Raw genomic sequence first — 23,842 nt, 5'->3', positions numbered from 1 at the left:
AACCCGATGAAGCTCCTTGAGGAGGGAGCGGGGAGGGGCGGCGTGCTCGGCGGGCGGGGTGTTCAGAGCGCGGGGTCGTAGCGGCCGTCGACCGCGGTCCAGCCGCCGTCGACGGTCAGGACGCTGCCGGTGACGTACGTCGACGCGTCGCAGACCAAGTACGCGACGGCACCGGCGAGTTCGTCGGCGCGAGCCCAGCGCCTGAGCGCGGAGGCCTGGGCGTAGGCGTCGTACCAGGCGGGATCCGCGGCGATCTGGTCGGTGAGCGGGGTGCGGACGACTCCGGGGGCGACGGCGTTGAACCGCACGCCCCGCGGGCCCCATTCGGCGGCGGCGGTGCGCAGGAACTGGACGAGGCCGGCCTTCGACGCGGCGTACACGCTCTGGCCCGGTTCCACCTGGAAGGCCCGCATGGAGGCGAAGCCGACGACGCTGCCGCGGCCGCGCTCGGCCATGCCGGGGGCGAACGTCTGGACGAGGCTGACGTAGGCCCGCAGGTTCAGGGCGATGACGCGGTCGAACTCGTCGAGCGTGTAGTCGGCGATGCGTTTGCGGACGTTGGCGCCGACGGTGACGACGAGCGCGTCGAGGGGGCCCCACACGTCGGCGGCGGCGCGGATCGCCTCGGGGTCGAGGACATCGAGGGCGTAGGCGGACGCGGTGCCGGACCGGACATCGTCCGCGCCGGCCAGGGCGACGGTCTGCTCGGCGCCCTTCTCGTCCCGGTCGGCGACCACGACGTCGGCGCCCTGGGCGACGAGCGCGCGGACGGCCTCACGGCCGATGCCGCCCGCGCCGCCGACGACCGCGACGCGCCTGCCGTCGAGGCGGAACAGATTCGCGTAGTCCATGAAGTACTGCTGCCTTTCGGTCTGTCGAGGTGATCGGATCCGTCAGGGGCGGATGACGGCCATGCGCGTGACCGTCAGCTCCTCGATGGCGAAACGCGGCCCCTCGCGTCCGGTGCCGGAGTCCTTGACGCCTCCGTACGGGGCGATGTCGCTGCGGTAGCCGGGGACTTCGTTGATGACGACGCCGCCGACGTCGAGCGCGTCGACCGCGCGGAAGGCGGCGCCGAGGTCGCGGGTGTAGACCGCGGCGTGCAGCCCGTACCGGCTCGCGTTGACCAGGTCGTACGCGGCATCGAGTCCGGGGACGGTGCGCAGGCACACGACGGGGCCGAACACCTCCTCGTCCCAGGCGGGTTCGCCGTCGGGGACGTCCGCGAGCAGGGTCGGGGCGAGGCACCTCGCGCCGGTGCGGCCCCCGCCCGCGACGACCCGGGCACCGGCCGCCCTGGCCCGGCCGATCCAGTCGAGGACGCGCTCGGTGGCGGCTTCGTCGATGAGCGCGGAGACCCGGGTGCCGGTGTCGCGCGGGTCGCCGACCACGACGTCGGGCAGCCGTTCGACGATCTTCTTCTCCAGGGCGCCGGCGATCTCCTCGACGGCGATGACCCGCTGGACCGAGATGCACGCCTGCCCGGACGCGTAGTAGCCGCCGCGGGCCACGGCGTCGGCGGCCGCGTCGAGGTCGGCGTCCGCCGCGACGACGAGCGCCGCGTTGGAGCCGAGTTCGAGGACGACCTTGCGGGGCGCCGCGTCGCGCGCGATGCGGTGCCCTACCGTGGCGGAGCCGGTGAAGGAGACCGCCGCGACGTCGGGATGCGTGGTGAGGGTGCGGCCCACCTCGGTGTCGCCGGTCACGAGTTGGACCGCTCCGGGCGGCGCGCCGGCCGCGGCGAGGCGCTCGCGGACGAGGTGGGTGAGCCAGAGGGTGGCGAGCGGGGTCGCCGGTGCGGGCTTCATGATCACGGGACAGCCCGCGGCGAGCGCCGGGGCGATCTTGTGGGAGGCGAGGAGTACGGGGTAGTTGAAGCCGGCGATGCCGACGACGACCCCGATGGGCCTGCGCGTCCAGAACCCGAACATGCCGTCGCCGGAGGCCTGGAGGTCCAGCGGGACGGTCTCGCCGTGCAGGTGGGCCACCTCGTCGGCGGCGGCCCGCCAGGTCGCGGCGGCGCGCCGCATCTCGGTGTCGCAGTCGACGCGCGGCTTCCCGGTCTCCAGGACGAGCAGCTTCGCCATCCGGGACGAGACGCCTTCCAGGTCGGCCGCGACACCGGCGAGCACGTCCCGCCGCACCCGCGCAGGCAGGACCGCGACCTCCTTGCGGAGCCCGGCGGCGTGCTCGACGGCGCGCCGCGCGAGGTCCACGTCGCCGACCGGCGCCGAGGCGAACTCGCTCCCGTCGTACGGGAAGACGACAGGCCGTTGCGACGGCGCGGGAACCCAGGCGTCCCCGACCGGCAGGCCCGTGGGCACTTCTCGCGGATACGTCATCGCGCCGCTCCCTCGTCTGATCGCGCCGCTCCCCCGTTTGTACGGGCGGTGAGGAAGGCCTGCGCGGCGGCCGCGTACACGCGCGTGTACGCGGCGATCTCGTGCACCTCGACGTACTCGTCGGCCTGGTGCGCGATCCATTTGCCGCCGGGGCCGTACACGACGGTGGCGAGACCGGCGTCGCGCGTCAGGATCGTGCCGTCGGTGGTGCCGGGAACGGCTCCGAACGGTGGTGCTTCGCCGTGCACTTGGCGGTGTGCGTCCACGAGGGCGGTGACCACGGGGTGGTCCTCGGGGATCTCGACGGCGGGCCGGTCGTCGACGACGGTGACCTCGACGGACACCCCCGCTCCGGAGGCCGCCCGTTCCGCGAACTGCCTGACGCGCTCGATGAGTTCGGCGTGGTCGATGCCCGGTACGGTCCGTACGTCGATGCCGACGACGCCGTGCGCGGGGATCACGTTGAGCTGGTCGGGGTCGCCGCCGAGCAGCACGGTCGGGGTGACGGTGACGCGGCCCGCGTGCGGATGCTCGCCGTAGCGCTCCTCGGCCCACTCCTGCACGTCGGCGAGCGCCTCGACGATGCGGGCGCCGGCGACGATCGGGTTTCTGCCCTCCTGCGGCATGGCACCGTGGGCCATCACGCCGTGCAGGTCGAGACGGATACGGATCCCGCCGCGCGCCGAGGTGCACACCTCGTAGCCCTCGGGCTCGCAGACGATGACGCCGTCCACCTCGCGGGCGAGCGGTGACGCGGCGAACGCCTTCGCGCCGAGCATCAGCCCCTCCTCGTCGCAGAGCACGCCGACGACGATCCGGCCGGGGAAGGGCCCGGCCAGCTGAAGGGCCCGGACCCCGTAGATCATGGCGGCGACACCGGACTTCATGTCGGCCGAGCCGCGGCCCCAGAGTTTTCCGTCGCGGATCTCGGCGCCGTACGGATCGACGGTCCAGTCGGCCGTGTCGCCCTCGGTGACGACATCGATGTGCCCCTCGAACATCAGCGTGGGGCCGTCCCCGCCGCCGCCCTCGACCACCGCGACGGTGTTGGGCCGCCCGGGGACGACCTCCACCACCTCGTACTTCCAGCCGAACTCCGTGAAGAGCCGCTGGACGACGTCGGCCGCGGGGCGCTCCACCTCGGTGGCTCCCGCGGCGTTGACGGTGCGCAGCCTGACGAGTTCCTGGGTGAGGGCGACCGCGGCCGCGGCGTCGGTCACGGGGACGGGCAGGGCTGTGGAGCGGGAACTCATCGCACCTCCAAGTCGGGGTGGCCACGAGGCCAGTCGACTGGTCAGACCAGTTGATTTCCCGTACTCTGCCTCCACGTTCACGCCCGGGTCAATGGCCGGATCATGGATTCACTCCGGCGCAACTGCCCGACATGGAGAGGCACATGCCGCCCGACGACGATCTCTTCCAGCCGGTGAAGCCGGTCCGCGCCTATCAGCGGGTGGCCCAGCAGATCGAGGAGCGCATCCTCAGCGGTGACCTGCCGCCCGGCTCCCGGCTCCCGGCGGAGCGCGAACTCGTCGTGCGCTTCGACGTGGGCCGCTCGACGGTCCGCGAGGCGCTGCGCGTGCTCCAGTCGGCGGGCCTGATCCGCTCACGCCCGGGCGACCCGCTGGGCGCCGAGGTCCTCGGCGTCTCCCCGGACAACCTCAGCCAGGCCCTGAGCCGCCTGACCCGTTCCCGTATCGCCTCGCTCGGCGAACTGGTGCAGTTCCGCATGGTGCTCGACGCGGAGAGCAACCGCCTCGCCGCGCGCCTGCACACCCCCGACGACCTGGCCCGGATGCGGGAGCAGATCGACCGGATGGAACGCCTCGGCGAGTCGTCGACGGGAAACCTGCACGCCTTCAGCGAGGCGGACGCCCTCTTCCACCGGGCCATAGCCGAGGCGAGCGGCAACTCCCTGCTCGGCCTGTGCGCCCGCGCGGTGCACGAGGCGGTGGTCGGGGTCATCGAGGAGAAGATCGCGGGCGCCGCGGACGCCGTCGCCTGGATGGAGCGCTCGATCACCCACCACCGGCAGGTGCTCGACGCGATCACCTCGGGCGACGCGCCGCGCGCGGCCCGGCTCGGCCGTGAGGCGCTGTACGAGTACTACGCCGACCATGTGGAGCCGGAGACACGGCGGTTGCTCGCGGCGGCCGTGGAGAATCCTCGGGGTAGGGACTGACGCGGCCTGCCGCCGGAGGGCTCAGCCCGGAGCGGCGGCAACGGCGGGCCACCGCCGCAGACCTTCGGCCCACAACAACCGCTACCGCGGACCACCGCCGAAGACCTCCAGCCCGCAACAACCGCCACCCCGGCCCACCGACACAGACCTCCAGCCCGCAACAAACCGCTACCGCGGACCACCGCCGGAGGCCTTCAGCAGGGACTGCATCAGCGCGATCTCGGCCTGCTGGCCCGCGACCATCGTGCGGGCGAGCCGTTCGACGGCTACCGGGGCCCCGTGTCCCGCGACGGCCCTCGCCATGTGCACTCCCCCGCGATGATGCGCGATCATCAGCCGCAGGAAGACCTCGTCGGCCCGCTTCCCCCGCGAGCCGCGCAGGGCGTCCAGCTCGGCGCGGCTCGCCATCCCGGGCATCAGGACGCCCTCCCTGCGGTCCTCCGCGCTGGGTGGCGGCATGCCCGTCCAGGCCATGGGCGGTCGGCTCGAAGTCGCCGTCCTGCCCCACAGGGACAGCCAGCCGAGCATCATGCCGCGCTGGTTGGCCTGGGTGTTGGCGATGTCGTACGCCGGCGTGCGCACTTCGGGCGAGGCGCCGCGGCGCAGAACGAGGAGGGACATCTCGACCGCCTGCTGGTGGTGCACCGCCATGTCGCGCGCGAAGCCGACGGCCACGGAGTCGTCGGCCGGCGGGGCGGAGGTTCCGGCGGCGCTGGCCCGCCCGCCAGGACCGCACCGGCGAGCAGGGCGGCCACCAGCGCGACGGCGGCCGCGGCGACGAGCAGGACGCGGCGGGTCCGGGCCCCGGCGGCCGCCTCCGCGGCGCTCACGGCTGCGCAGGCCGGCCAGCCGCGCCTGCCGGGACGTGCCGTCGCGGCCGGCCCCACGGGCCGGGTGCTGTTGCTGGCCCTGAGATATGGGAGACCCCCGGTTCGTGCGCCGGACCGACGCAGGCCGACGCTAGAGGGCCCGCTGTCCCGGGCGCCCGGGTCCCGGGTCCCGCACCGCTCCCGGGACGCGAATGGGGCAGCCGCCACGCGCAACCGGGACAGGAGGCGCCCTACGCTGCGACAGCCGATGCCCGTGCACGCCACGTGACCTGGCCGTTCGGAGGCATCGGGAACAGCGGTGAATCGACGGGGGAGAACGAGTGGAATTCGGCATACTCGGGCCGCTGCGCGTGTGCGGCTGCGACGGGCGGGAGATCGCCATCCAAGGGCGCAAGCAGCGCACACTGCTCGCCGCGCTGCTCCTGGCCAGGGGCGACGTCATCCCGGACGAGCGGCTCACGACGCTCCTGTGGGACGAGCGTCCACCGGCCACGGTCAGCGCCCAGCTCTACACGTACGTCTCACGGCTGCGGAAGCGGCTGGGTCCCGCCGCGCAGGTGCTCCGTGAACCGTCCGGCTACCGCATCCGCATCGGCGAGGGGCAGTTCGACGCCGACGAGTTCGAGCGGCTGTCACGGGCCGGGCACGTCGAGCTGCGCGCGGGCAGGCCCGACCGGGCCGCGGGTCTGCAGCGGTCGGCCCTCGCGCTGTGGCGCGGGCCGGCGCTCGGCGGCGTCACCGACTATCTGCGTGACGCCGAGACCCCGCAGCTCGACGAGGCACGGATGGCCGCCCTGGAGAGCCGCATCGAGGCCGAACTCGCCCTCGGCGAGCACCAGCAGCTGGTCGCCGAGCTCACCGGCCTGGTGACGCGTCACCCACTGCGCGAGGCCCTGCGCGTCCAGTGGATGACGGCGTTGTACTGCTGCGAGCGGCAGGCGGAGGCGCTCGCCGTCTACCAGGAGGGGCGCCGCCTCCTCGCCGACGAGCTGGGGATCGACCCGGGCCCGTTCGAGTGAAATCCCAAGCCATGGTGAAAAGGGACGGGATCAGGCGCGCGGACCACCCGGACGGCCTTCGAGCTGACCGAGCAACTCGCCCAGCAGCACACTGAGTTGGCCCTGCCCGGCGCCACCGAGGCCGGAAAGCACCGTTTTCTCGTACGCGAGCTGGTCGGGCAGCAGCGCGTCGACGAGGTCACGGCCGGCGTCGGTCAGGCTGAGGTGGGAGACGCGCCGGTCGCGGGTGTCGCCGCGCCGGCCGACCAGGCCGCGCTCCTGGAGCTGTTTGAGCCGCTTGGTGACGGCGGCGCCCGAGGAGAACGTCTCCCGGGCGAGGTCACCCGGGGTGAGTTCGTGGCCGGTACGGCGCAGTGCGCCAAGCAGGTCGAACTCGGCGCGGGTCAGCCCGGCGCGGCGCAGCGGGGCGTCCTCGGCCTGCTGGAGGAGGGCGGCGCAGCGGTTGATCCGCCCGATGACCTCCATGGGCCCGGTGTCGATGTCGGGGCGGACGGTCTGCCACTGCCGCACCACCGCTGCGACGGTGTCGTCCGCCGCCGCCCTGCCGTTCCGTGTCGTCATGCTCGCGTGTTCTCCCGGGCGTCCGTGCCGCCCCTGTGCTCGTCTGCGTTCACTGCGTTCTCGGGGTTTCGGACGGTCCGCGGCGTCGCGCGTCGGACCGTCGCCGCGAGCGTACGGTGTCCGGCCTGCTCAGCGGTGACCACACGCTCCTCGGGCAGGGCGCGCTGCCACCATTCGCCGGCCGCGGTGTCGTCGGCGGCGCGCAGCTCGACGAGGGCCGCGGCGAGCCTGCGGCGCGCGGCCTCCAGGGCGCCGGGCTCAGGACGCGGGGAGCCGAGGATGCGTTCCGCGGCCTCGCGGGCGCGGTCGGTCGCTTCGAGGGCCAGCTCGATGTGGTCGGCGGCGCGCCGGTTGGTGACGATCACTGCGGCGACGATGCCCAGCAGCGCCCCGACAAGGGTGTCGACGACGCGGTCCGTGATGAGCTCGCCGGCCTCCTGTGTCCTGGCGAACTCGGTGATCAGCAGCGCCATGGGGGTGACGCAGACGCTGCCGAGCCAGTAGTTGCGGGAGATGAACGCCTCGGCGCCGAAGCTGAAGAGCAGGCAGAACAGGACGACGAAGATCTGGCCGGCGTGGGCGAGGGGCACCACGGCGGCGAAGACGAGCACTCCGGCGAGATTGCCGGCCACGCGCTGCACGGTGCGGTTCCAGGTGAGGGTGACATTGGCCTGGTAGAGCGAGGCGGCGGTGACCAGGGCCCAGTACGGGCGGCCGATCCCGAGGGCGAGCGACCCGTATCCGGCGAGGGCGCAGCCGACGGCGGTGCGCAGGGCGACCGGCAGGAGAGGCGAGCCGGGGGCGAGCCTGCGCCACAACGACGGCTTGCCGAAGGCGAGTTCGGCCTCGACACCGAGGACTTCGTCGGCGGCTTCGTCGGCGTGGGCGTGGTTGACGCGCGGGACGGGGCCCGTGCCGCTCAGGCCTGCCGCCCAGTCGCGCAGGAGTGCGGGGTCGGCGTCGGCGGGGGCGCCGAGAGCGACCTCGGCGCGCACGACCAGGCGCTCCAGGGCGCGGCGGGCGGCGCCCCGGCCGCCGGTGGCGAGGAGGGACTGCCAGGCGGCGTGGACGGCGGCGGCAGCACCGGCCCTGGCCCGCTCCCGCGCACCGCCCTCGGCGCTCACGTACGTGGCGGCGGCGTTCAGGGCGCGAGCGGTGGCGCGCCGCTCCGGGCCGTGCGGCCGGACGAGGGCGGGGGCCATGCCGACCAGCCAGGCCACGGCGCCCGCACCGGCGGTCAGGGCGAGGTGGCCGGGTATCTGCCCCAGGTGCTGCGGTGCGAAGAGGCTGGCGGAGCTGATGAACGTAAGGATCAGATGGCCGGGCGGGCCGATGCGGGTCGCGTCGCACAGGGTCTTCTGGGCGGCTGCGAGGAGCGCGCCGACCGCCACGAGTACGGCCGCCGAAGAGGTGAGCGAGGCGGTGAGCAGGGCCGCGGCGAGGCTCGCGAGCATGCCGAGGACGACCCAGGCGAGGGCCCGTGCGCGCGCCGCGTACGGCAGGTTGTGTGCGTAGAGCGCGCACAGCGACCCGGCCATCGTGTACATCGCGAGGTCGAGGCGGCCGAGGGCGAGCAGCGTCAGATTCGGCACCGCCGCGGACACGACGACGCTGGTCGCGGGCTTGAACCAGATGTCGGACGGGTTGTTGAGACGCAGTACCCCCGCGAGCGGGAGCGGACGGACGGGCCGGGGCCTGGACGGGGTGGGGGTTGTCGTTTCTGCGCTGCTCATACGGAGAAGTTTAGCAGGTGTTTTACTTGGAAACTTTCTGACTCCCTGTCCGACCACCGCACCCACTCCCTGCACCCGGGGGGCAACCGACCGCGCAACACCCGCGCACGGTGGCACTGCCGAAAGCGCCCGGTGCTCCCCTGCGCTCGATTGCGCCCCGCCGTGCACGGGCATCTCGTCCCCGACGCGGTACGGCGTCCGACTGGGGGAGGTTCGCGTGCACGGACCGGGCTCGGCCGCCTGGCTGCTCGTCGCGCTGTGCGCGGCGACGGGGGCGTACTGCCTGCTGCGGATGCGCAGCGGAGTCGAGGAGCAGCGCCGCACGGCGGGCGGCGAGGCTCTCATGGGGTTCGGCATGGCGCTCATGGCGATACCGGCCGCGGTGGTCACGCCGCCACCCGCCGCCTGGGCGGCGTACGCGGTCGTGTTCGGGGCCGCGGCCCTGCGCGCGCTGTGGGCGGCGCGTTCGAACGCACACCATCTGCACCACCTGGTGGGCGCCTTCGCCATGGCGTACATGGCGGTGGCGATGGCCGCGGCGCCGGGCGGGCACGCAGGTCACGCAGCGGCGGGCGCACCACTGGTGACCGGTCTGCTCCTGCTCTACTTCGCGGGGTACGTGCTGTGGTCGGGCGCGCGGCTGGTGCCGGTGGCGACGGCGGCCGGGGGCGGCCCGCCGGCTACCGGGTGGGGCGACCGCCCGGAGCTGGCACGGGCCTGCCGGCTCTCGATGGGCATCGGGATGGTCGCGATGCTGCTGACCCTGTAGACGCGCAAGACCTGTCGACCCTGCGAACGCGCAGGCCGGAGCCGTTGGGGTGCCGCCCCGGGCCCGTACGGACAGGATCCCGGGAAACTGCTCCATAGCGGACAACTGCCCGCTCAAAACCGTGGTGTACGTCACTTGACGCGACAGCCCGTACCCTCCGGTAGCCCCGGCTCATAGGCTGAGGCCATGACGGTCCCCGTAGCACTGCTGCTGCTCGGCACCCTCGCCGCTGTCCTCGCCCCGCGCCTTCTCGCGCGGGCCGACTGGCCGGAGCGCGAGCCGGTGGTCGCCCTGTGGGTGTGGCAGTGCGTGGTGGCCGGCGTCCTCCTGTGCTGCGCGCTCTCGATGACGCTGAGCGCGGCCGCCGCCTGGCAGGCCGTCCGCGGCCATGTGTTCGCGTCCGCCCCGCATGCCGTCGTCGACGCGTACGCGCTCCGGGCGGCCGGCGGCTGGGCGGCGACGCTGGCCGTGTCGCTCGCCCTCGGCGGGCTGTGGACCGCGGCGATGCTCGCCCGGGAGATCTTCCGCTCGGGGGCCGGGCGCAGGCAGCGGCGCGCCGAACTCCTGGTGCGTTCCCCGCTGTTGCCGGGCGAGGAGCCGGGCAGCGACCGACTCGTGGTCCTCGAAGGTGAGCGCCCCGACGCCTGGTGGCTGCCGGGCGCCGCGCCCCAACTGGTCATCACGACGGCCGCCTTGCGCCGCCTCAAGGGCCGTCAGCTGGACGCGGTCCTCGCGCACGAGATGGGCCACGCACAGTGGCGGCACGACTGGCTGCTGCACTGCTCCGGTGCGCTGGCCACGGGCTTCCCGCAGGTCCCGGTCTTCGCCGCGTTCCGCGACGAGATGCACCGGCTCGTCGAACTGGCCGCCGACGACATGGCGTCACGCCGCTTCGGACGGCTGACCATCGCCCTCGCCCTGGTCGAACTCAACGAGGACCGCGGGGTGTTCGGCCCCTGCCCCACGCCGCAGGCCCATGTGCCGCAGCGCGTGCACCGGTTGCTGACCCCGCCGCGGCGGCTCACCCCGGCGCGGCGTCTGCGCCTGACCGCCGCGGCAGCCCTCGTACCGGTGGTGCCGCTCCTGGTGACGTTCGTGCCGGGCCTGCGCGCGCTGGGCTGAGCGACGACCCGCGCCGGACGCGCCCGCTCCGCATGATGGCCACCGGCGCCGTCCATGGGTGAGGATCTTCCCCATGCACCCGGCACCGGTGAACTCCCCGCCCCGTCCCCGGCATCCGCGGCCCGCACGCGCGACGGCGGTGCTCGCCGCCCTCAGCGCGCTGCTGCTGATCGCGGTGGCGACCCGCTGGGAACCGCTGATGACCCTGGACGGCGAACTGGCGCGCACCGTCCACCGCTGGGCCGTCGACGATCCCGCACTGACGCGGGTGAACCGGATTCTGACGGACTGGTTCTGGGACCCGTGGACGATGCGCGCCCTGTGCGCCGTGGTCGTCGTCTGGCTTGTATGGCGCCATAACGCCTGGGGGCTCGCACTATGGGTGGTGGCCACATGTGCGGTGGGCACAGTGATCCAGCAGGGCCTGAAGGCGGCCGTCGGCCGTGACCGCCCGGTGTGGACCGACCCCGTGGACTCCGCGCACTACGCGGCCTTCCCCTCCGGGCACGCCATGACGGCGATGGTGACATGCGGGCTGACCCTCTGGCTGCTGCACCGCTACGGCGCGGGCCGCGTCCTGTGGCGCACGGCGTGCGCGCTCGCGGTGGTGTCGGTCGTCGGCGTGGGCCTCACGCGGCTGTGGCTCGGCGTGCACTGGCCCTCGGACGTACTCGGCGGCTGGCTGCTCGGGGCACTGACGGTGACCGTGTCGGTGACGGCGTACGAGCGGCTCGCAGCGAGCAGGTGACCCGTCGGGGCAAGACCGTCAGGGTGTGCCGTCATGACTGGCACATCACGACTGGGCTGTCACTGCCGGACCGTCACGACTCATAGCCCTCGACCTGCGACTCGGGCCTGGCCCTCGCCTCGTCGGGGTTCTCGCCGAACTCCGTCTTGGCCCGCCGCTGGCGCAGCAGGTCCCAGCACTGGTCGAGTTCGCGCTCCACGGCGGCCAGGCGCTCGTGCTCGGTCGCACCGTCGATCTCACCGGAGGCGAGCGACGCGCGGAGGCGCTTCTCGTCGTCGACCATCGCCGTGATCCGGGCCAGGATCTGCTCTTGATCCATGTCGGTACGCCTCCCAGTCGGCCGCCCGTCATCCCTTGCCCACTCTAGGGAGGGTTCGCCCGGTGTGCGATCCGGATCGGGTGGGCGCCCAGTACCGCAGCACCCCGTCGTCCTCGCCCGAGTCGTCCCGCACCGCGCCGCTGGCCTCGATGACGCGGCGGGAGGCGGCGTTGCCCGTGTCGCAGGTGATCAGCGCGGGGTCGACGCCCAGGTGGGCGGCGAGCGGGAGGGCTGCGCGGAGCATCGCGGTGGCGTGTCCACGCCCGCGGGCGCCGGGCCGTACGTCGTAGCCGATGTGCCCGTCGCGCAGCCAGGCCGCGGTGAGGCGGTGGCGGATGGCGAGGCGGCCGAGGTAGGTGTCCCCGTCGACGTACCAGAGGGTCGTGCACTCGACGTCGTACCGCAGGATGCTGCGCGGTCCGTGGGTGAGCCGCAGGCGGGCGACGTATTCGGCGAAGACGGCCGGGTCCTGCCAGGTGTCTCCGTACGCGCGCAGGCTGAGCCCCGCGGTGGAGTCGTCGTCGGGTCCGCCGGCGCCCTCGGCGCGGGCCTCGTCCATGGCGGCGAGGAAGGAGGCGTGGACGCGGACGTCGGGAGCGATCAACTGCGGCATCGGGCCAGTGTGCCCCGTGAGGCGTCCGCCGCGGCGGGGATTTCCGGCGCCGGCGGCCGTTCCGGAACCCGTACCGGAATCCCGCGTCCCGTGCCGGAAACCCGTACCGGGCCGCTGTCCGGACGGCACCGACGCCGTCCGGACAGCGGCCCGGCAGAACCAGGCGTATCCGACGATCCCCCGCGTCGCCGGATACGCCCGAGAGCCCTGGCCAAAGGTTCCGCAAAGGGCCCTCGGGCAGGGACGCTACGAGTATACTGGCTGCGAGCCAGTCAACGCAGGAGTTACAGGATGTCCCCGCGCAGCGCATCGGTCAATGAGGAATTGCGACGGCGATCCCGCGAGCGGCTTCTGCAGGCGACGATCGAGCTCGTCGGGGAGCGCGGATACGAAGCGGCGACCCTCGGTGACATCGCGGACCGCGCCGGTTCGGCGCGAGGCCTGGTGTCGTACTACTTCCCCGGCAAGCGGCAGCTGCTCCAGTCCGCGGTGCACCGCCTCATGCACCGGACGCTGGAGGCGGCCCTGGAGCGCGAGCCGCACACCGAGGACGGGCCGGAGCGCCTCGCGCGGGCCGTCGACGCGATCCTCGGCCTGGCCGTCGACCACCCCGTCCTGATGCGGACGCACATGGCGGGGATCCTCCAGGCCGAAGGCTTCGTGCAGTGCCCCGAGCAGCAGCGGCTCGCCGAGCTGCTGCGCGACACGGTCCGGCGGAACGGCTCGCTCAGTGTCGACCGCGACTATCCGCTGCTGCGCTCCCAGCTGATGGGTGCCGTGTTCGCGGCGCTGGTCCCGGGGGCGCCGATGCCGCTGCCGACCCTGCGGGCGGAGCTGTTCGCCCGGTATGGCCTCGCGTGGGAGCTCGGAACCCCGCCGGACGACGCGGCGCCCGGCGGGAGAAGCCCGGAGAGCGCTCCGGACTTCTCCCAGTACTTCGAGCCGGGACGTTCCGGGTCTCAGTCGAAGTAGTCCGGCTGCGTCTGGACGTTCAGCTCGCCCATGCGGACCCCCTTGGCCGGATCCGTGCGCCGGTCACTGAGCTTCAGGACGTCGAAGCCCTTGGCGATGTCGTTCGAGTAGATGTAGCCGTTGTAGTAGTACGCGGACCACGCACCGCCCACCTTGAGGGTGTCCGTGGTGAGCGGACCGCGCTCGAAGTAGCCGATCTCCTTCGGCTTCGAGGAGTCGGTGAAGTCCCAGACCGAGACGCCGCCCTGGTACCAGGCCTGGACCATGATGTCCTTGCCCTTGACGGGGATCAGCGAGCCGTTGTGGGCCACGCAGTTCTCGGTGTCCGCCTGGTGGCGGGGGATCTTGAAGTAGCTCTTGAAGACCAGCTTGCGCTGGTCGCCCTTGCCGACGACGGCGTAGATGCCGTCGGCGCCGCGGTCCGGCCCGACGGCCTCGTTGCAGGTGGCCGCCCCACCGCCGCCGAGCTCGTCCGTGAAGACGACCTTGTCGGCCTTCTGGCTGAACGTCGCCGAGTGCCAGAACGCGAAGTTGGTGTTGTCCTCGACCTGGTCGATGACCTTGGGGTTCTCGGGGTCCTTGATGGAGAACAGGATGCCGTCACCCATGCAGGCGCCGGCGGCCAGGTCCTTCGAGGGCAGGACCGTGATGTCGTGGCAGCCGGTGGTCTTGGAGACGCCCGGGTTGGTGGGTCCGCCCGGGTTGCCGCCGCCGTCCGGCCCCTCACCGGGGAACAGGACGGGGAAGTTGACCACCGCCGCCTTCTCGGGTGCCTTGCGCGGCACCTTGATGACGGAGATCCCGTCGTGCGGCGGCTGGCAGTCCGGGAACGTCGCGCTCGGCGAGTACGACGAGACGTACACGTAGACGTCCTTCTTCTCCGGGACCAGCGTGTGCGTGTGCGAGCCGCAGGCGGTCTCGACGGCGGCGACGTACTTCGGGTTCGTCTTGTCGCTGATGTCGAAGACCTTCATGCCCTCCCAGGAGGACTTCTCCGTGGCGGGCTGGGTGGTGCTGGCACAGGAGTTGTCGCTGCGCGAGGAGTCCGTCGACAGGAAGAGCAGGTCGCCGGCGACGGAGATGTCGTTCTGCGATCCGGGGCACAGAACCTGCGCGACGGTCTGCGGGGCCTTCGGGTCGCTGATGTCGAAGATGCGGAAGCCGTCGTAGTTGCCCGCGAAGGCGTACTTGCCCTGGAACGCGAGGTCCGAATTGGTGCCGGGCAGCACGTCCTTGGGGATGTTGGTGAGATGTTCGATGTTGTCGGAGTGGACGACCTCGTCCTGGGCGGGTATGTCGCCGTTCGCGATCGCCGCCCGGGTGTCGGCCGCCGCGCTCTTCGAAAGCCGTTCGGACTTGGCCGGGGCGTCGCCCGGGTCCGGGGTCGCCGCCGCCGGGCTCCCCATGAGCAGGGCGGCCAGCAGCCCGGCCGCGGTCGCGGCGACTCCCAGGCGTCTGCGTCGCGTTCGGGACGTGTCCAACAGGGTCACTGCTGTCTCCCTCGTCGAGAATTTCCCCGCATCCCCCGTTCACGCGGGAGCGGAGCACGAACCCCACGAGTATCGTCTTCATCATGCACAGATCAACAGATGGCAACGTACTCGTCATGAAAGTTGTTCTGCCGTTGACGGTCGCGGTGGCCGCACTCGTACTCGGCGGCTGTGACGCGGCGCCGGACGGCGGGGGCGCTGACACCAACTCCCGTGCACGGCCCGGGCCTTCGGTGATCGCGCCGGGCAAGCCGGGCGAGGGCGCCGAGACGTTGTCGGCCCAGGACGCACAGAAGCGCAAGCCGGACGACAGCCCCAACTCGGCCGACTTCAGTTACGCGCAGATGATGATCGCGCATCACACACAGGCCCTGCAGATGACCGAACTCGCCCCGAAGCGAGCCGAGTCGGGCCAGGTCAAGCGCCTCGCGGAGCGCATCGCCGCGGCGCAGGGCCCGGAGATCGGGGCCATGGAGGGCTGGCTCGACTCCCACGGCAGAAAGCGCGAGAGCGGCGGGCACCACGAGCACGGCGCGATGCCGGGGATGGCGACCGAGGCACAGCTGAAGACCTTGCGCGCGGCGCACGGCGCGGCGTTCGACGAACTCTTCCTGAAGCTGATGATCACGCACCACACCGGGGCGGTCACCATGGCGACGGACGTGCTGTCCGAGGGGAACAACGTGCAGGTCGAGGAGATGGCGAACGACGTGATCGCGCAGCAGACGGCCGAGATCGGGCGCATGCGGAAGATGTCGTGACGCCCGGCGGGTGAGCTCCGCGCGCGTCGCACCCTCCCGGCCCGGCCCCCTCGGTGTCATGCTGGAAGTCCGTCGGCCTGCGGAAGGAGTCCGCCGTGCTGCGCGTCGCCGTTGTGGGATCGGGGCCGAGCGGGGTCTACACCGCGCAGAGCCTGGTCCAGCAGGAGCGGGTGCCGGACGTCCACGTGGACGTCCTCGACCGGCTCCCCTGCCCGTACGGCCTGGTGCGCTACGGCGTGGCACCGGACCACGAGAAGATCAAGTCGCTGCAGAACAATCTGCGCACGGTCCTGGAGCACGAGCGCGTCCGCTTCGTCGGCGGCGTCGAGATCGGCCCCGGCCTGCCGCCCGACCGGCTCCTGGAGATGTACCACGCGGTCGTGTACTGCGTGGGCGCCGCCACCGACCGCCATCTGGGCGTACCGGGCGAGGATCTGCCGGGCAGCTGGTCGGCGACCGACTTCGTCTCCTGGTACAGCGCGCATCCGGACGCGGTGGCCGAGGGGTTCGTGCGGGGCGTGGAGTCGGCCGTCGTCATCGGTGTGGGCAACGTCGCCGTGGACGTCACGCGGATCCTGGCCCGCGGCGCGGCCGAGCTGGCGCCCACCGACATGCCGCAGGCGGCGCTCGGCGCACTGGCCGACAGCCGGGTGCGGGACGTATACATGGTGGGGCGGCGCGGCCCTTCGCAGGCCCGGTTCACCACCAAGGAGCTGCGTGAGCTCGGCACGCTGCCCGGGGTCGAAGTGGTCGTGGATCCGGCCGAGTTGGCGCTCGATCCCGCCTACCTCGACCCGTCGGGGCTCCCGGCGGCGAACCGGCGGAACGTCGAGGTGCTGCGCGGCTGGGCCGAGCGCACGTCGCCGGGTCTGCCCCGCCGCATCCATCTGCGCTTCTTCCAGCGGCCGGTGGCACTCCTGGAGGGGGCCGCGGGCCGGGTGGCGGGCGTGCGGTTCGAGCACACCGCGCCGGACGGCTCGGGCGGCGTGAGCGGCACCGGCCGGTTCGACGACATCGACGCGCAACTCGTCCTGCGCTCGGTCGGATACCGCGGAGTGCCCTTGGACGGGCTGCCGTTCGACGCGGCCACCGGGACCGTGCCGCATCGCGAGGGGCGTGTCCTGCGGGCCGGCGAGGTCTCGCCCGGCGAGTACGTCGCGGGCTGGATCAAGCGCGGCCCGACGGGCGTGATCGGCACCAACCGCCCGTGCGCCAAGGAGACCGCGCAGTCACTGCTCGACGACGCCGCGGCGCTTGCGGCCCGGGACGTTCCGGATGACGCGCTCCCCGGCCTTCGCGCGGCGGGCTGTGCGGCCGTCGAGTGGCCCGGGTGGCTCGCGATCGAGCGCGCGGAGGCGGAGCTGGGCCGGTCCCTGGGGCGCGGCCCGGTGAAGATCCCGGACTGGGCGGGCCTGCTGGCGGCTGCCCGCGACGGGACACGTAGCGTCTGAGCAGCGATACGCACTGTCGTGTGGCGCCCGGGAAGGGCGACACATCCCGGCAACAGTCGTGAAATCAACAAAACGTTTAAGCCTCATACGGTCTCGTGCTGTCCACCTCTTCCCCCGCACCCGCATTCGCCTGCGTGTCCGCGTTCCGACAGCCCCTTGGAGTGCCCATGGCAGCCCCGGCCGCCCCACCGTCCGTACACCCCGTCGACGAGGTGCCGCCCGTGCGGCAGCTGGCCGTGTTCGGTGTGCAGCATGTACTCGCCATGTACGCGGGTGCGGTCGCCGTGCCGCTGATCGTGGGCGGCGCGATGAAGCTGTCGCCCGCCGACCTCGCGTATCTCATCACCGCGGATCTGCTGGTGTGCGGTATCGCGACGCTGATCCAGTGCGTCGGTGTGTGGCGGTTCGGCGTACGGCTGCCGATCGTCCAGGGCTGTACGTTCGCCGCGGTCTCGCCCATGGTGCTCATCGGCACGACGGGCGGCGGGCTTCCCGCGATCTACGGGGCGGTGATCGTCGCCGGGCTCGCGATGATGCTGCTCGCTCCGGTCTTCGGCAGGCTGCTGCGCTTCTTCCCGCCGCTGGTCACCGGCACGGTCATCCTGATCATCGGTGTCTCGCTGCTGCCGGTGGCGGGCAACTGGGTCGCGGGCGGCGCGGGTTCGAAGGACTTCGGCGCCCCGAGGAACATCGCGCTGGCCGCGTTCGTCCTCGTGCTGGTCCTCGCCGTGCAGCGGTTCGCGCCTCCGTTCCTGAGCCGCGTCGCGGTGCTTGTCGGCATGGTCGTCGGGACGGCCGTCGCGGTGCCTACCGGTTTCACGGACTTCGGCGGTGTCGGTGACGCGCACTGGGTGGGCATCAGCACGCCGTTCCACTTCGGCACGCCGACGTTCCACGGCGCGGCGATCGTGTCGATGCTGATCGTGGCGCTGGTGACGATGACCGAGACGACGGGCGACTTCATCGCGGTGGGAGAGATGACGGGGCGGCCCGTCCAGCCGCGTTCGCTGGCGGACGGTCTGCGCGCGGACGGCTTCTCCACGGTCCTCGGCGGCGTGTTCAACACGTTCCCGTACACCGCGTTCGCGCAGAACGTCGGCCTTGTGGGCATGACGCGGGTGCGCAGCCGCTGGGTCGTCGCCACGGCCGGCGGGATTCTGGTGCTGCTCGGCCTGCTGCCCAAGCTGGGCGCGGTCGTCGCCGCCATCCCGGCGCCGGTGCTCGGCGGCGCGGGCCTGGTCATGTTCGGCACGGTCGCGGCGAGCGGCGTGCGAACGCTGGCCCGGGTCGACTTCGCGGGCAACCACAACCTGACGGTCGTCGCCGTGTCGGTCGCGGTGGGCGTGCTTCCGGTGGGTGTGCCCGGGATCTACGCGAAGTTCCCCGACTGGTTCCAGACGGTCATGACCAGCGGGATCAGCGCGGGCTGCCTCACGGCGATCGCGCTCAACCTGCTGTTCAACCACCTTCCGGGAAGCGGGAGTTCAGCCCCCGAGCCGGCCGTCCTGAAGGGCGGCGGCCGCGAGAACGCTGTCGAGCAGCCCAGGGAAGAGCACCTCTAGATCGGCGCGGCGCAGCACGCTCATCTTGGCGGTGCCCCGGTACATCTGCCGGATCACGCCGCTCTCGCGCAGGACGCGGAAGTGGTGCGTGGTGGTCGACTTCGTGACCGGCAGGACGAAGTGCGAACAGGAGAGCTCCGCGTCCTCGCCCTCCTCGGCCGCCAGCTCCCGCACCACCCGCAGGCGCATCGGGTCGGCGAGCGCGTGCAGCACCGACTCCAGGCGGATCTCGTCACGCGTGGGGTGAGCAAGCGCCCTGCTGCTCGGTGCGGCGGTCGTCACGGCGGCTCCACTTCGTTCGGCCCGGTCTGCGGACGGGGGCGGCGGGTGCGTTCCGGTTGCGTCAGGCCCATTGTACGAGACCCGTCGTAGTTTGACAGGTGCCGTACTACGATGCCTATCGTACGAGGACCCGCCACGCCCGTCGTGAACGTATAGGAGTCTGCCGTGAGCGCGCTGTTCGAGCCCTACACCCTTCGGTCGCTGACCATCCCCAACCGGGTCTGGATGCCGCCGATGTGCCAGTACAGCGCCGCTCCCGAGGGCCCGCTGACCGGCGCCCCGAACGACTGGCACTTCGCGCACTACGCGGCCCGCGCCGCCGGCGGCACCGGGCTCATCATCGTCGAGGCCACCGCTGTCAGCCCCGAGGGCCGCATCAGCCCGTACGACCTCGGTATCTGGAACGACACGCAGGTCGAGGCGCTCCGCCGGATCACCGCCTTCCTCAAGGCGCACGGCACCGTCCCGGGCATCCAGCTCGGGCACGCCGGGCGCAAGGCGTCGACCGACCGGCCCTGGAAGGGCGGCGCCCCGGTCGGCGCCGACGCGCACGGCTGGGACTCGGTCGCGCCGAGCCCCCTCGCCTTCGACGACAAGCACCCCGTCCCGGCCGAGCTCACCGTGGAGCGGATCCGCGAGATCGTCGGCCAGTTCGCCGACGGCGCCCGCCGGGCCCTGGACGCGGGCTTCGACGTCGCCGAGATCCACGGCGCGCACGGCTATCTGATCGGCCAGTTCCTCTCGCCGCACTCCAACGTCCGCACGGACGAGTACGGCGGCTCCTTCGACAACCGGGTGCGTTTCGCCCTCGAGGTCGTCGACGCGGTCCGCGAGGTGTGGCCGCAGGACAAGCCGCTCTTCTTCCGTGTCTCCGCCACCGACTGGCTGGAGGAGAACGGCTGGACGCCCGACGAGACCGTGCGCCTCGCCACCCTCCTCAAGGAGCACGGCGTCGATCTGCTCGACGTCTCGACCGGCGGCAACGCGTCCGGCGTCCGCATCCCGGTCGGACCCGGTTACCAGGTCCCCTTCGCCGCGCGCGTGAAGGCCGAGACGGAGCTGGCCGTGGCCGCCGTCGGCCTCATCACCGACGTGGAGCAGGCCGAGAAGATCCTCGCCAACGGCGAGGCCGACGCCGTCCTGCTCGGCCGTGAACTGCTGCGCAGCCCGTCGTGGGCGCGCTCGGCGGCGCGCGAGCTCGGCGGGGACGTGCACGTGCCGGACCAGTACCACCGCTCGGTCTGAGCCCCAGCGGTACGGTCCGGTCCCCCAGCGGTACGGCGGTCGGTCAGCCCTTGTCCTGTTCGCCGTACCGCTTCTCGAACTTGGCGACCTGCCCCTCGGCGTCGACCACTCGCGCCTTGCCCGTGTAGAAGGGGTGCGACTCGGAGGAGATCTCCACGTCGACGACGGGGTAGGTCTCGCCGTCGTCCCACTCGATCGTCTCTTCGCTGGAGGCCGTCGAGCGGGTCAGAAAGGCATAGCCCGCCGACCGGTCGCGGAACACCACGGGGCCGTAGCCGGGCTGTTTGTCCTGCCGCATCGTGTCTCCTTCAGCGCGCGGTTTCGGCGCACCGGCTCGTCGACAGCCGGTACGGGCCTCTCCAGCCTCACCCGGAAGCGGCCGCTCCGCGACTCCGGTCCGCGCCCGTCCGCAAGGGCACGCCCGCCTACAGGAGCACGGCCGTGAGGTCGGGGCCCGGCCCGTCCGCGTACGCGTCGTCGTCGAACGGGTACAGCGGCCGCTCGACCCGGTGGTGCCCCAGACGCAGGAGGTCCTGGTCGACGCCGCCCGGGGTGAGGGCGAGCAGCCAGTCGGCGGCCATGTCGTGGAGTTCGGGCTCCAGGTAGCCGATCTTCACGACGACCAGGTCGTACGTGCGCGGGTCGACACCGAGGCCGCCCTCGGCCGGCCCCATGAAGTCCGCGAGCGTGTGGAACGGCTTGCGGCGCTCCACGAGGACGACGGTGAGTCCGCCGACGCGCACGGCCGCCATGTCGACGCCGCGGTCGCAGGCGCCGCCCTCGGCCCGGTCCTTCTGCCCGGTGGCGCGCTGCAGCGCCGTGACAGTACCGGTGAGTTCGTACGGTCCGCCGTGACCGGCGTCGACCTTGCCACCGACGCTCAGCGTCACCTCGGAGCCCACTCCCGCCTCGAAGCAGCGGGCCACGGCGACCGGGTCGGTGATGCCCGGGTGCACGGCCGTGACCTCGCCCGTGCGGATGGCGTCGTTCGCGAGGAGCTTGCCCAGCATGTACGCGAGGTCGCCGGCGCCGCCCGCGGTCGGGTTGTCGCCGGAGTCGCTGATGAGGAAGGGGCGCTTGTCGGAGGCCACCGCCTTCTCGACGCACTCCTCGGCGCTGCCGGTCGGGCCGGCGAAGACGAAGTCCCTGCGGGCGTCCCAGTAGCGCCGGGCGAGCTTCTCCGCCTCCGCGGCGGCGAGTTCGCCGTCGTCGCCGGTGACGACGATGGCGGCCTTGCAGCGCGGCTCGTCCGCCCAGGCGTAGCCGACCCACATCGCCGCGTCGAGGATGCCCGGAAGCTTCTCCGTCTCGGCGAGCGAGGCGTACAGGGACTTGGCGGGTTCGAGGCGGGTGCTGGTCTTCTCGCCGGGCAGCAGGACGGGCACCTGGACCCAGGCGCGGTGCGGGCGCGTGCCGTCGCGCAGGCAGCGTACGAGATTGCGGGCGGCGCGCTCGCGGGTGTCCCACGCGTCCTCGTGCGGGGCGAGGCGGTGGGCCGTGAGCAGGTCGCAGGGGTCGGCGAAGCGGCGCGAGACGTTGCCGTGCAGGTCCATCGCGGCGGACAGCAGGGGGCGGGTGCCGTGCGCGTCGAGCGCGGCGCGGACCGCGTCCGTCAGGTCGCCCTCGGCGTCGGTGAGGCCGATGACGCTCATGGCGCCGTGGATGTCGTAGACCATGCCGTCGAGGGGGCCCGCCTCGCGTATGCGGGTGACGAGTTCGTCCTTGAGGACCAGGTACGACTCCGCCTCGACCGGGCCGCCGGGCAGCGAGGTCGCGTGCAGCAGCGGCACCCACTCGACCACGTCGGCGAGTTCGGAGTCGGGCCTGGTCCACGTGTAGCGGTCGAGGAGTTCCCGGCCGCGCGTCTGCCGGAAGTCGTCCGTGGTGGAGCGGTGCGGGCAGAACGTGGAGGACTCGATGCCGATGCCGCCGATGCCGATGCGCAGGCGGCGTGCGGGGGCCGTGCTGGTCATGCCGAGGCGCTCTCTTCCTGGGGGACGGGTGCGGTGGGGAGGTTGTGGCGCAGGGCGGTGAGGCCCGCGCCGATCAGTCCTGCGTCGCGGCCCGCGACCGTCGTGGTGTCTCCAGGTCCGACGTCGCGAGCGGCAGGCAGCGCTCGTACAGGACTCCGCGCACGGCGACGACCAGAGGCTCGGCGGCGGCGAGCGCGCCGCCGAGAGCCACGGCCTGCGGGTTGACCCGGTTCACCCTGCGCTGTGTCGGACACACGCCCTCTTCGTCGCTCGGTTGCTTGCCTCAGCGCGCTGGTTCGTTCGGCGGGTTCGTTCGACTGGTTCGTTCGACGGGTCTTCGATTTCCACTCGAACCCTAGGGAGAACCGAACCAAGTTCGCCATACCTCCGGGACGAAGTACTCGCGCAGGCGAACCTCTCCCCCGGCACCGCCGGGCACGTCCCCGCCCTGGCGGCACGCTTGTTGGCGACACCAGGTGAGTCACCGTCCGCCGCGAAGCCGCCGTCGGGGCCGGTTCCGCACTCGCTGCCCTCTCGCGCAGGACGTCTGCGCCGAGGTCGAGCCGCCGGTCGCGGCGCCGCGCGGAGCCGGCCACCAGGTGGCGTGTCACTGTCCCTGCAGGTGCCGGAGGGAGAGGCCGCCCAGCCGGTGTGACCTGCGACTATGCAAGCTCTGAGGGTGACTGTCAGTGGTCGGGTGCAGACTGATCCGTACTTGAGACAAAGGCGTCCTCGGAGGTGTCCGGCATGACTGAAGTGCTGCTGACGGTTGGCACGCGCAAGGGGCTTTTCATCGGCCGCAAGCGGGGCGGCGGCGCGTGGGAGTTCGACGAAGGCCCGTACTTCAATTCGCAGGCCGTGTACTCGGTGGCGATCGACACGCGGGGCGATGTCCCACGGCTGCTCGCGGGCGGGGACAGTGCGCACTTCGGCCCGTCGGTCTTCCACTCCGACGACCTGGGCCGTACGTGGACCGAGCCGTCGCACCCCGCGGTCAAGTTCCCGAAGGACACGGGGGCCTCGCTGGAGCGCGTGTGGCAACTGCATCCGGCCGCCGCCGAGCGGGACGTGGTGTACGCGGGCACGGAGCCGGCGGCGCTCTACCGCTCGGAGGACCGGGGCGAGACGTTCGATCTCGTGCGTCCGCTGTGGGAGCACCCGACGCGGTCGAAGTGGGTGCCCGGCGGCGGCGGTGAGGGCCTGCACACGGTGGTCACCGATCCGCGTGACGCGAACGCGGTGACGGTCGCGGTGTCCACGGCCGGGGTGTTCCGCACGCGGGACGGCGGACAGAACTGGGAGCCCGCCAACTCCGGGGTCTCCGCGGTCTTCCTGCCGGATCCGAACCCCGAGTTCGGCCAGTGCGTCCACAAGGTCACACAGGACGCGGCCGACCCGGACCGCCTCTACCTCCAGAACCACTGGGGGGTCTACCGCAGCGACGACGGCGGCTCCCGGTGGCACGACATCGGGGCGGGCCTCCCCTCGACGTTCGGCTTCGCCGCCGCCGCGCATCCGCACCGCGGGGACACGGCGTACGTGTTCCCGATCAACGCCGACTCGGACCGGGTGCCCGCCGAGAGGCACTGCCGCGTCTTCCGTACCGAGGACGCGGGCCGGTCCTGGGAGCCACTGACGGCGGGGCTCCCGCAGGGCGATCACTACGGGACGGTGCTGCGCGACGCGATGTGCACGGACGACTCCGACCCGGCGGGCGTGTACTTCGGCAATCGCAACGGCGAGGTGTACGCGTCGGCCGACGACGGTGACAGCTGGCGGCAGTTGGCCTCCCATCTGCCGGACGTGCTGTGCGTGCGGGCGGCCGTGGTCGGTTGATCGGCCCGTCCCTCACGGCAGTAGGGTGACGC

At 72.4% G+C, this 23,842-nt stretch carries 24 protein-coding genes; 11 read left to right on the top strand and 13 right to left on the bottom strand.

What is annotated here, in order from left to right; all coding sequences use genetic code 11:
• Nucleotides 1-62: 62 nt before the first annotated feature.
• Genes ACWIGU_RS40125 through ACWIGU_RS40115 form a run of 3 tightly spaced genes read right to left on the bottom strand, consistent with a single transcriptional unit; the run spans nucleotide 63 to nucleotide 3,595 of the window.
• Nucleotides 63-851 carry an SDR family NAD(P)-dependent oxidoreductase gene (locus ACWIGU_RS40125; protein ID WP_454406764.1) on the bottom strand — a complete coding sequence of 263 codons (789 nt, stop codon included), beginning with the start codon at nucleotides 849-851 and terminating at the stop codon, nucleotides 63-65.
• A 42-nt stretch (nucleotides 852-893) separates the two neighbouring features.
• Nucleotides 894-2,342, bottom strand: coding sequence for an aldehyde dehydrogenase family protein (locus tag ACWIGU_RS40120; RefSeq protein WP_454406763.1), 1,449 nt, complete (start codon nucleotides 2,340-2,342; stop codon nucleotides 894-896).
• Nucleotides 2,339-3,595, bottom strand: coding sequence for a M20 family metallopeptidase (locus tag ACWIGU_RS40115; protein ID WP_454406762.1), 1,257 nt, complete (start codon nucleotides 3,593-3,595; stop codon nucleotides 2,339-2,341). The genes ACWIGU_RS40120 and ACWIGU_RS40115 overlap by 4 nt, the downstream gene beginning before the upstream one ends.
• 143 nt (nucleotides 3,596-3,738) lie before the next feature.
• On the opposite strand from ACWIGU_RS40115, the gene ACWIGU_RS40110 reads away from it, so the two are divergent.
• Complete coding sequence (locus ACWIGU_RS40110; RefSeq protein ID WP_454406761.1) at nucleotides 3,739-4,524, top strand: FadR/GntR family transcriptional regulator; 786 nt, start codon at nucleotides 3,739-3,741, stop codon at nucleotides 4,522-4,524.
• A 168-nt stretch (nucleotides 4,525-4,692) separates the two neighbouring features.
• Here ACWIGU_RS40110 and ACWIGU_RS40105 read toward each other — a convergent pair whose 3' ends face one another.
• Entirely contained in the window at nucleotides 4,693-5,199 is a 507-nt protein-coding gene (locus ACWIGU_RS40105) for a DUF305 domain-containing protein (protein ID WP_454406760.1), read from the bottom strand.
• Nucleotides 5,200-5,674: 475 nt separating this feature from the next.
• Here ACWIGU_RS40105 and ACWIGU_RS40100 point away from each other — a divergent pair, with 475 nt between their 5' ends.
• Nucleotides 5,675-6,373, top strand: a complete 699-nt coding sequence (locus ACWIGU_RS40100) for an AfsR/SARP family transcriptional regulator (protein ID WP_454406759.1) — start codon at nucleotides 5,675-5,677, stop codon at nucleotides 6,371-6,373.
• Nucleotides 6,374-6,403: 30 nt separating this feature from the next.
• Here ACWIGU_RS40100 and ACWIGU_RS40095 read toward each other — a convergent pair whose 3' ends face one another.
• Nucleotides 6,404-6,934, bottom strand: a complete 531-nt coding sequence (locus ACWIGU_RS40095; RefSeq protein ID WP_454406757.1) for a MarR family winged helix-turn-helix transcriptional regulator — start codon at nucleotides 6,932-6,934, stop codon at nucleotides 6,404-6,406.
• Complete coding sequence (locus ACWIGU_RS40090) at nucleotides 6,931-8,667, bottom strand: FUSC family protein (RefSeq protein ID WP_454406756.1); 1,737 nt, start codon at nucleotides 8,665-8,667, stop codon at nucleotides 6,931-6,933. The genes ACWIGU_RS40095 and ACWIGU_RS40090 overlap by 4 nt, the downstream gene beginning before the upstream one ends.
• Nucleotides 8,668-8,884: 217 nt before the next feature.
• On the opposite strand from ACWIGU_RS40090, the gene ACWIGU_RS40085 reads away from it, so the two are divergent.
• The 3 genes from ACWIGU_RS40085 (at nucleotide 8,885) to ACWIGU_RS40075 (ending at nucleotide 11,306) form a co-directional block, all read left to right on the top strand.
• Nucleotides 8,885-9,436, top strand: a complete 552-nt coding sequence (locus tag ACWIGU_RS40085; RefSeq protein WP_454406755.1) for a DUF5134 domain-containing protein — start codon at nucleotides 8,885-8,887, stop codon at nucleotides 9,434-9,436.
• A gap of 186 nt (nucleotides 9,437-9,622) precedes the next feature.
• Nucleotides 9,623-10,558 (top strand): M56 family metallopeptidase, encoded by a 936-nt coding sequence (locus ACWIGU_RS40080; protein WP_454406754.1) that lies wholly within the window; start codon nucleotides 9,623-9,625, stop codon nucleotides 10,556-10,558.
• Between the two features lie 73 nt (nucleotides 10,559-10,631).
• Nucleotides 10,632-11,306: a phosphatase PAP2 family protein gene (locus ACWIGU_RS40075; RefSeq protein ID WP_454406753.1), complete on the top strand. Its 675-nt coding sequence runs from the start codon at nucleotides 10,632-10,634 to the stop codon at nucleotides 11,304-11,306.
• A 73-nt stretch (nucleotides 11,307-11,379) separates the two neighbouring features.
• Here ACWIGU_RS40075 and ACWIGU_RS40070 read toward each other — a convergent pair whose 3' ends face one another.
• Both ACWIGU_RS40070 and ACWIGU_RS40065 read right to left on the bottom strand, forming a co-directional pair.
• Complete coding sequence (locus tag ACWIGU_RS40070) at nucleotides 11,380-11,625, bottom strand: DUF2630 family protein (protein ID WP_356288891.1); 246 nt, start codon at nucleotides 11,623-11,625, stop codon at nucleotides 11,380-11,382.
• Nucleotides 11,626-11,653: 28 nt separating this feature from the next.
• Nucleotides 11,654-12,238, bottom strand: coding sequence for a GNAT family N-acetyltransferase (locus ACWIGU_RS40065; RefSeq protein WP_454406752.1), 585 nt, complete (start codon nucleotides 12,236-12,238; stop codon nucleotides 11,654-11,656).
• A gap of 291 nt (nucleotides 12,239-12,529) precedes the next feature.
• Between ACWIGU_RS40065 and ACWIGU_RS40060 the strand changes: the two genes are divergently transcribed.
• Nucleotides 12,530-13,210 carry a TetR/AcrR family transcriptional regulator gene (locus ACWIGU_RS40060; protein WP_454406751.1) on the top strand — a complete coding sequence of 227 codons (681 nt, stop codon included), beginning with the start codon at nucleotides 12,530-12,532 and terminating at the stop codon, nucleotides 13,208-13,210.
• Here the strand turns inward: ACWIGU_RS40060 and ACWIGU_RS40055 are convergent.
• Nucleotides 13,198-14,700 carry an LVIVD repeat-containing protein gene (locus ACWIGU_RS40055; RefSeq protein ID WP_454406750.1) on the bottom strand — a complete coding sequence of 501 codons (1,503 nt, stop codon included), beginning with the start codon at nucleotides 14,698-14,700 and terminating at the stop codon, nucleotides 13,198-13,200. The two genes, ACWIGU_RS40060 and ACWIGU_RS40055, sit on opposite strands and share 13 nt — an antisense overlap.
• Before the next feature lie 116 nt (nucleotides 14,701-14,816).
• Here ACWIGU_RS40055 and ACWIGU_RS40050 point away from each other — a divergent pair, with 116 nt between their 5' ends.
• The 3 genes from ACWIGU_RS40050 (at nucleotide 14,817) to ACWIGU_RS40040 (ending at nucleotide 18,474) form a co-directional block, all read left to right on the top strand.
• On the top strand, nucleotides 14,817-15,461 hold the full coding sequence (locus ACWIGU_RS40050; RefSeq protein ID WP_454406749.1) for a DUF305 domain-containing protein: 645 nt from the start codon (nucleotides 14,817-14,819) through the stop codon (nucleotides 15,459-15,461).
• Between the two features lie 95 nt (nucleotides 15,462-15,556).
• Nucleotides 15,557-16,912, top strand: a complete 1,356-nt coding sequence (locus ACWIGU_RS40045) for an FAD-dependent oxidoreductase (protein ID WP_454406748.1) — start codon at nucleotides 15,557-15,559, stop codon at nucleotides 16,910-16,912.
• A 167-nt stretch (nucleotides 16,913-17,079) separates the two neighbouring features.
• Nucleotides 17,080-18,474: a nucleobase:cation symporter-2 family protein gene (locus tag ACWIGU_RS40040; protein ID WP_454406747.1), complete on the top strand. Its 1,395-nt coding sequence runs from the start codon at nucleotides 17,080-17,082 to the stop codon at nucleotides 18,472-18,474.
• Here the strand turns inward: ACWIGU_RS40040 and ACWIGU_RS40035 are convergent.
• A complete protein-coding gene (locus tag ACWIGU_RS40035) occupies nucleotides 18,397-18,756 on the bottom strand; it encodes an ArsR/SmtB family transcription factor (protein WP_356288905.1) in 360 nt (119 codons plus the stop codon). The two genes, ACWIGU_RS40040 and ACWIGU_RS40035, sit on opposite strands and share 78 nt — an antisense overlap.
• A gap of 165 nt (nucleotides 18,757-18,921) precedes the next feature.
• Here ACWIGU_RS40035 and ACWIGU_RS40030 point away from each other — a divergent pair, with 165 nt between their 5' ends.
• A complete protein-coding gene (locus ACWIGU_RS40030) occupies nucleotides 18,922-20,001 on the top strand; it encodes an NADH:flavin oxidoreductase/NADH oxidase (protein ID WP_454406746.1) in 1,080 nt (359 codons plus the stop codon).
• 43 nt (nucleotides 20,002-20,044) lie between these two features.
• On the opposite strand, the gene ACWIGU_RS40025 is transcribed toward ACWIGU_RS40030, so the two are convergent.
• The 3 genes from ACWIGU_RS40025 to ACWIGU_RS40015 all read right to left on the bottom strand — a co-directional run bounded on the left by ACWIGU_RS40025 (nucleotide 20,045) and on the right by ACWIGU_RS40015 (nucleotide 22,209).
• Nucleotides 20,045-20,299, bottom strand: coding sequence for a type B 50S ribosomal protein L31 (locus ACWIGU_RS40025; protein WP_454406745.1), 255 nt, complete (start codon nucleotides 20,297-20,299; stop codon nucleotides 20,045-20,047).
• A 127-nt stretch (nucleotides 20,300-20,426) separates the two neighbouring features.
• Nucleotides 20,427-21,974 carry a M81 family metallopeptidase gene (locus ACWIGU_RS40020; RefSeq protein ID WP_454406743.1) on the bottom strand — a complete coding sequence of 516 codons (1,548 nt, stop codon included), beginning with the start codon at nucleotides 21,972-21,974 and terminating at the stop codon, nucleotides 20,427-20,429.
• Between the two features lie 73 nt (nucleotides 21,975-22,047).
• Complete coding sequence (locus ACWIGU_RS40015; protein ID WP_454406742.1) at nucleotides 22,048-22,209, bottom strand: hypothetical protein; 162 nt, start codon at nucleotides 22,207-22,209, stop codon at nucleotides 22,048-22,050.
• A gap of 512 nt (nucleotides 22,210-22,721) precedes the next feature.
• Between ACWIGU_RS40015 and ACWIGU_RS40010 the strand changes: the two genes are divergently transcribed.
• Nucleotides 22,722-23,810 (top strand): WD40/YVTN/BNR-like repeat-containing protein, encoded by a 1,089-nt coding sequence (locus tag ACWIGU_RS40010; protein WP_454406741.1) that lies wholly within the window; start codon nucleotides 22,722-22,724, stop codon nucleotides 23,808-23,810.
• Nucleotides 23,811-23,842: the final 32 nt, after the last annotated feature.

Source organism: Streptomyces sp. NPDC055400, from assembly GCF_053644375.1.
Note: the sequence above shows the minus strand (reverse complement) of the source record. Positions and strands in the feature narration are given on the sequence as shown.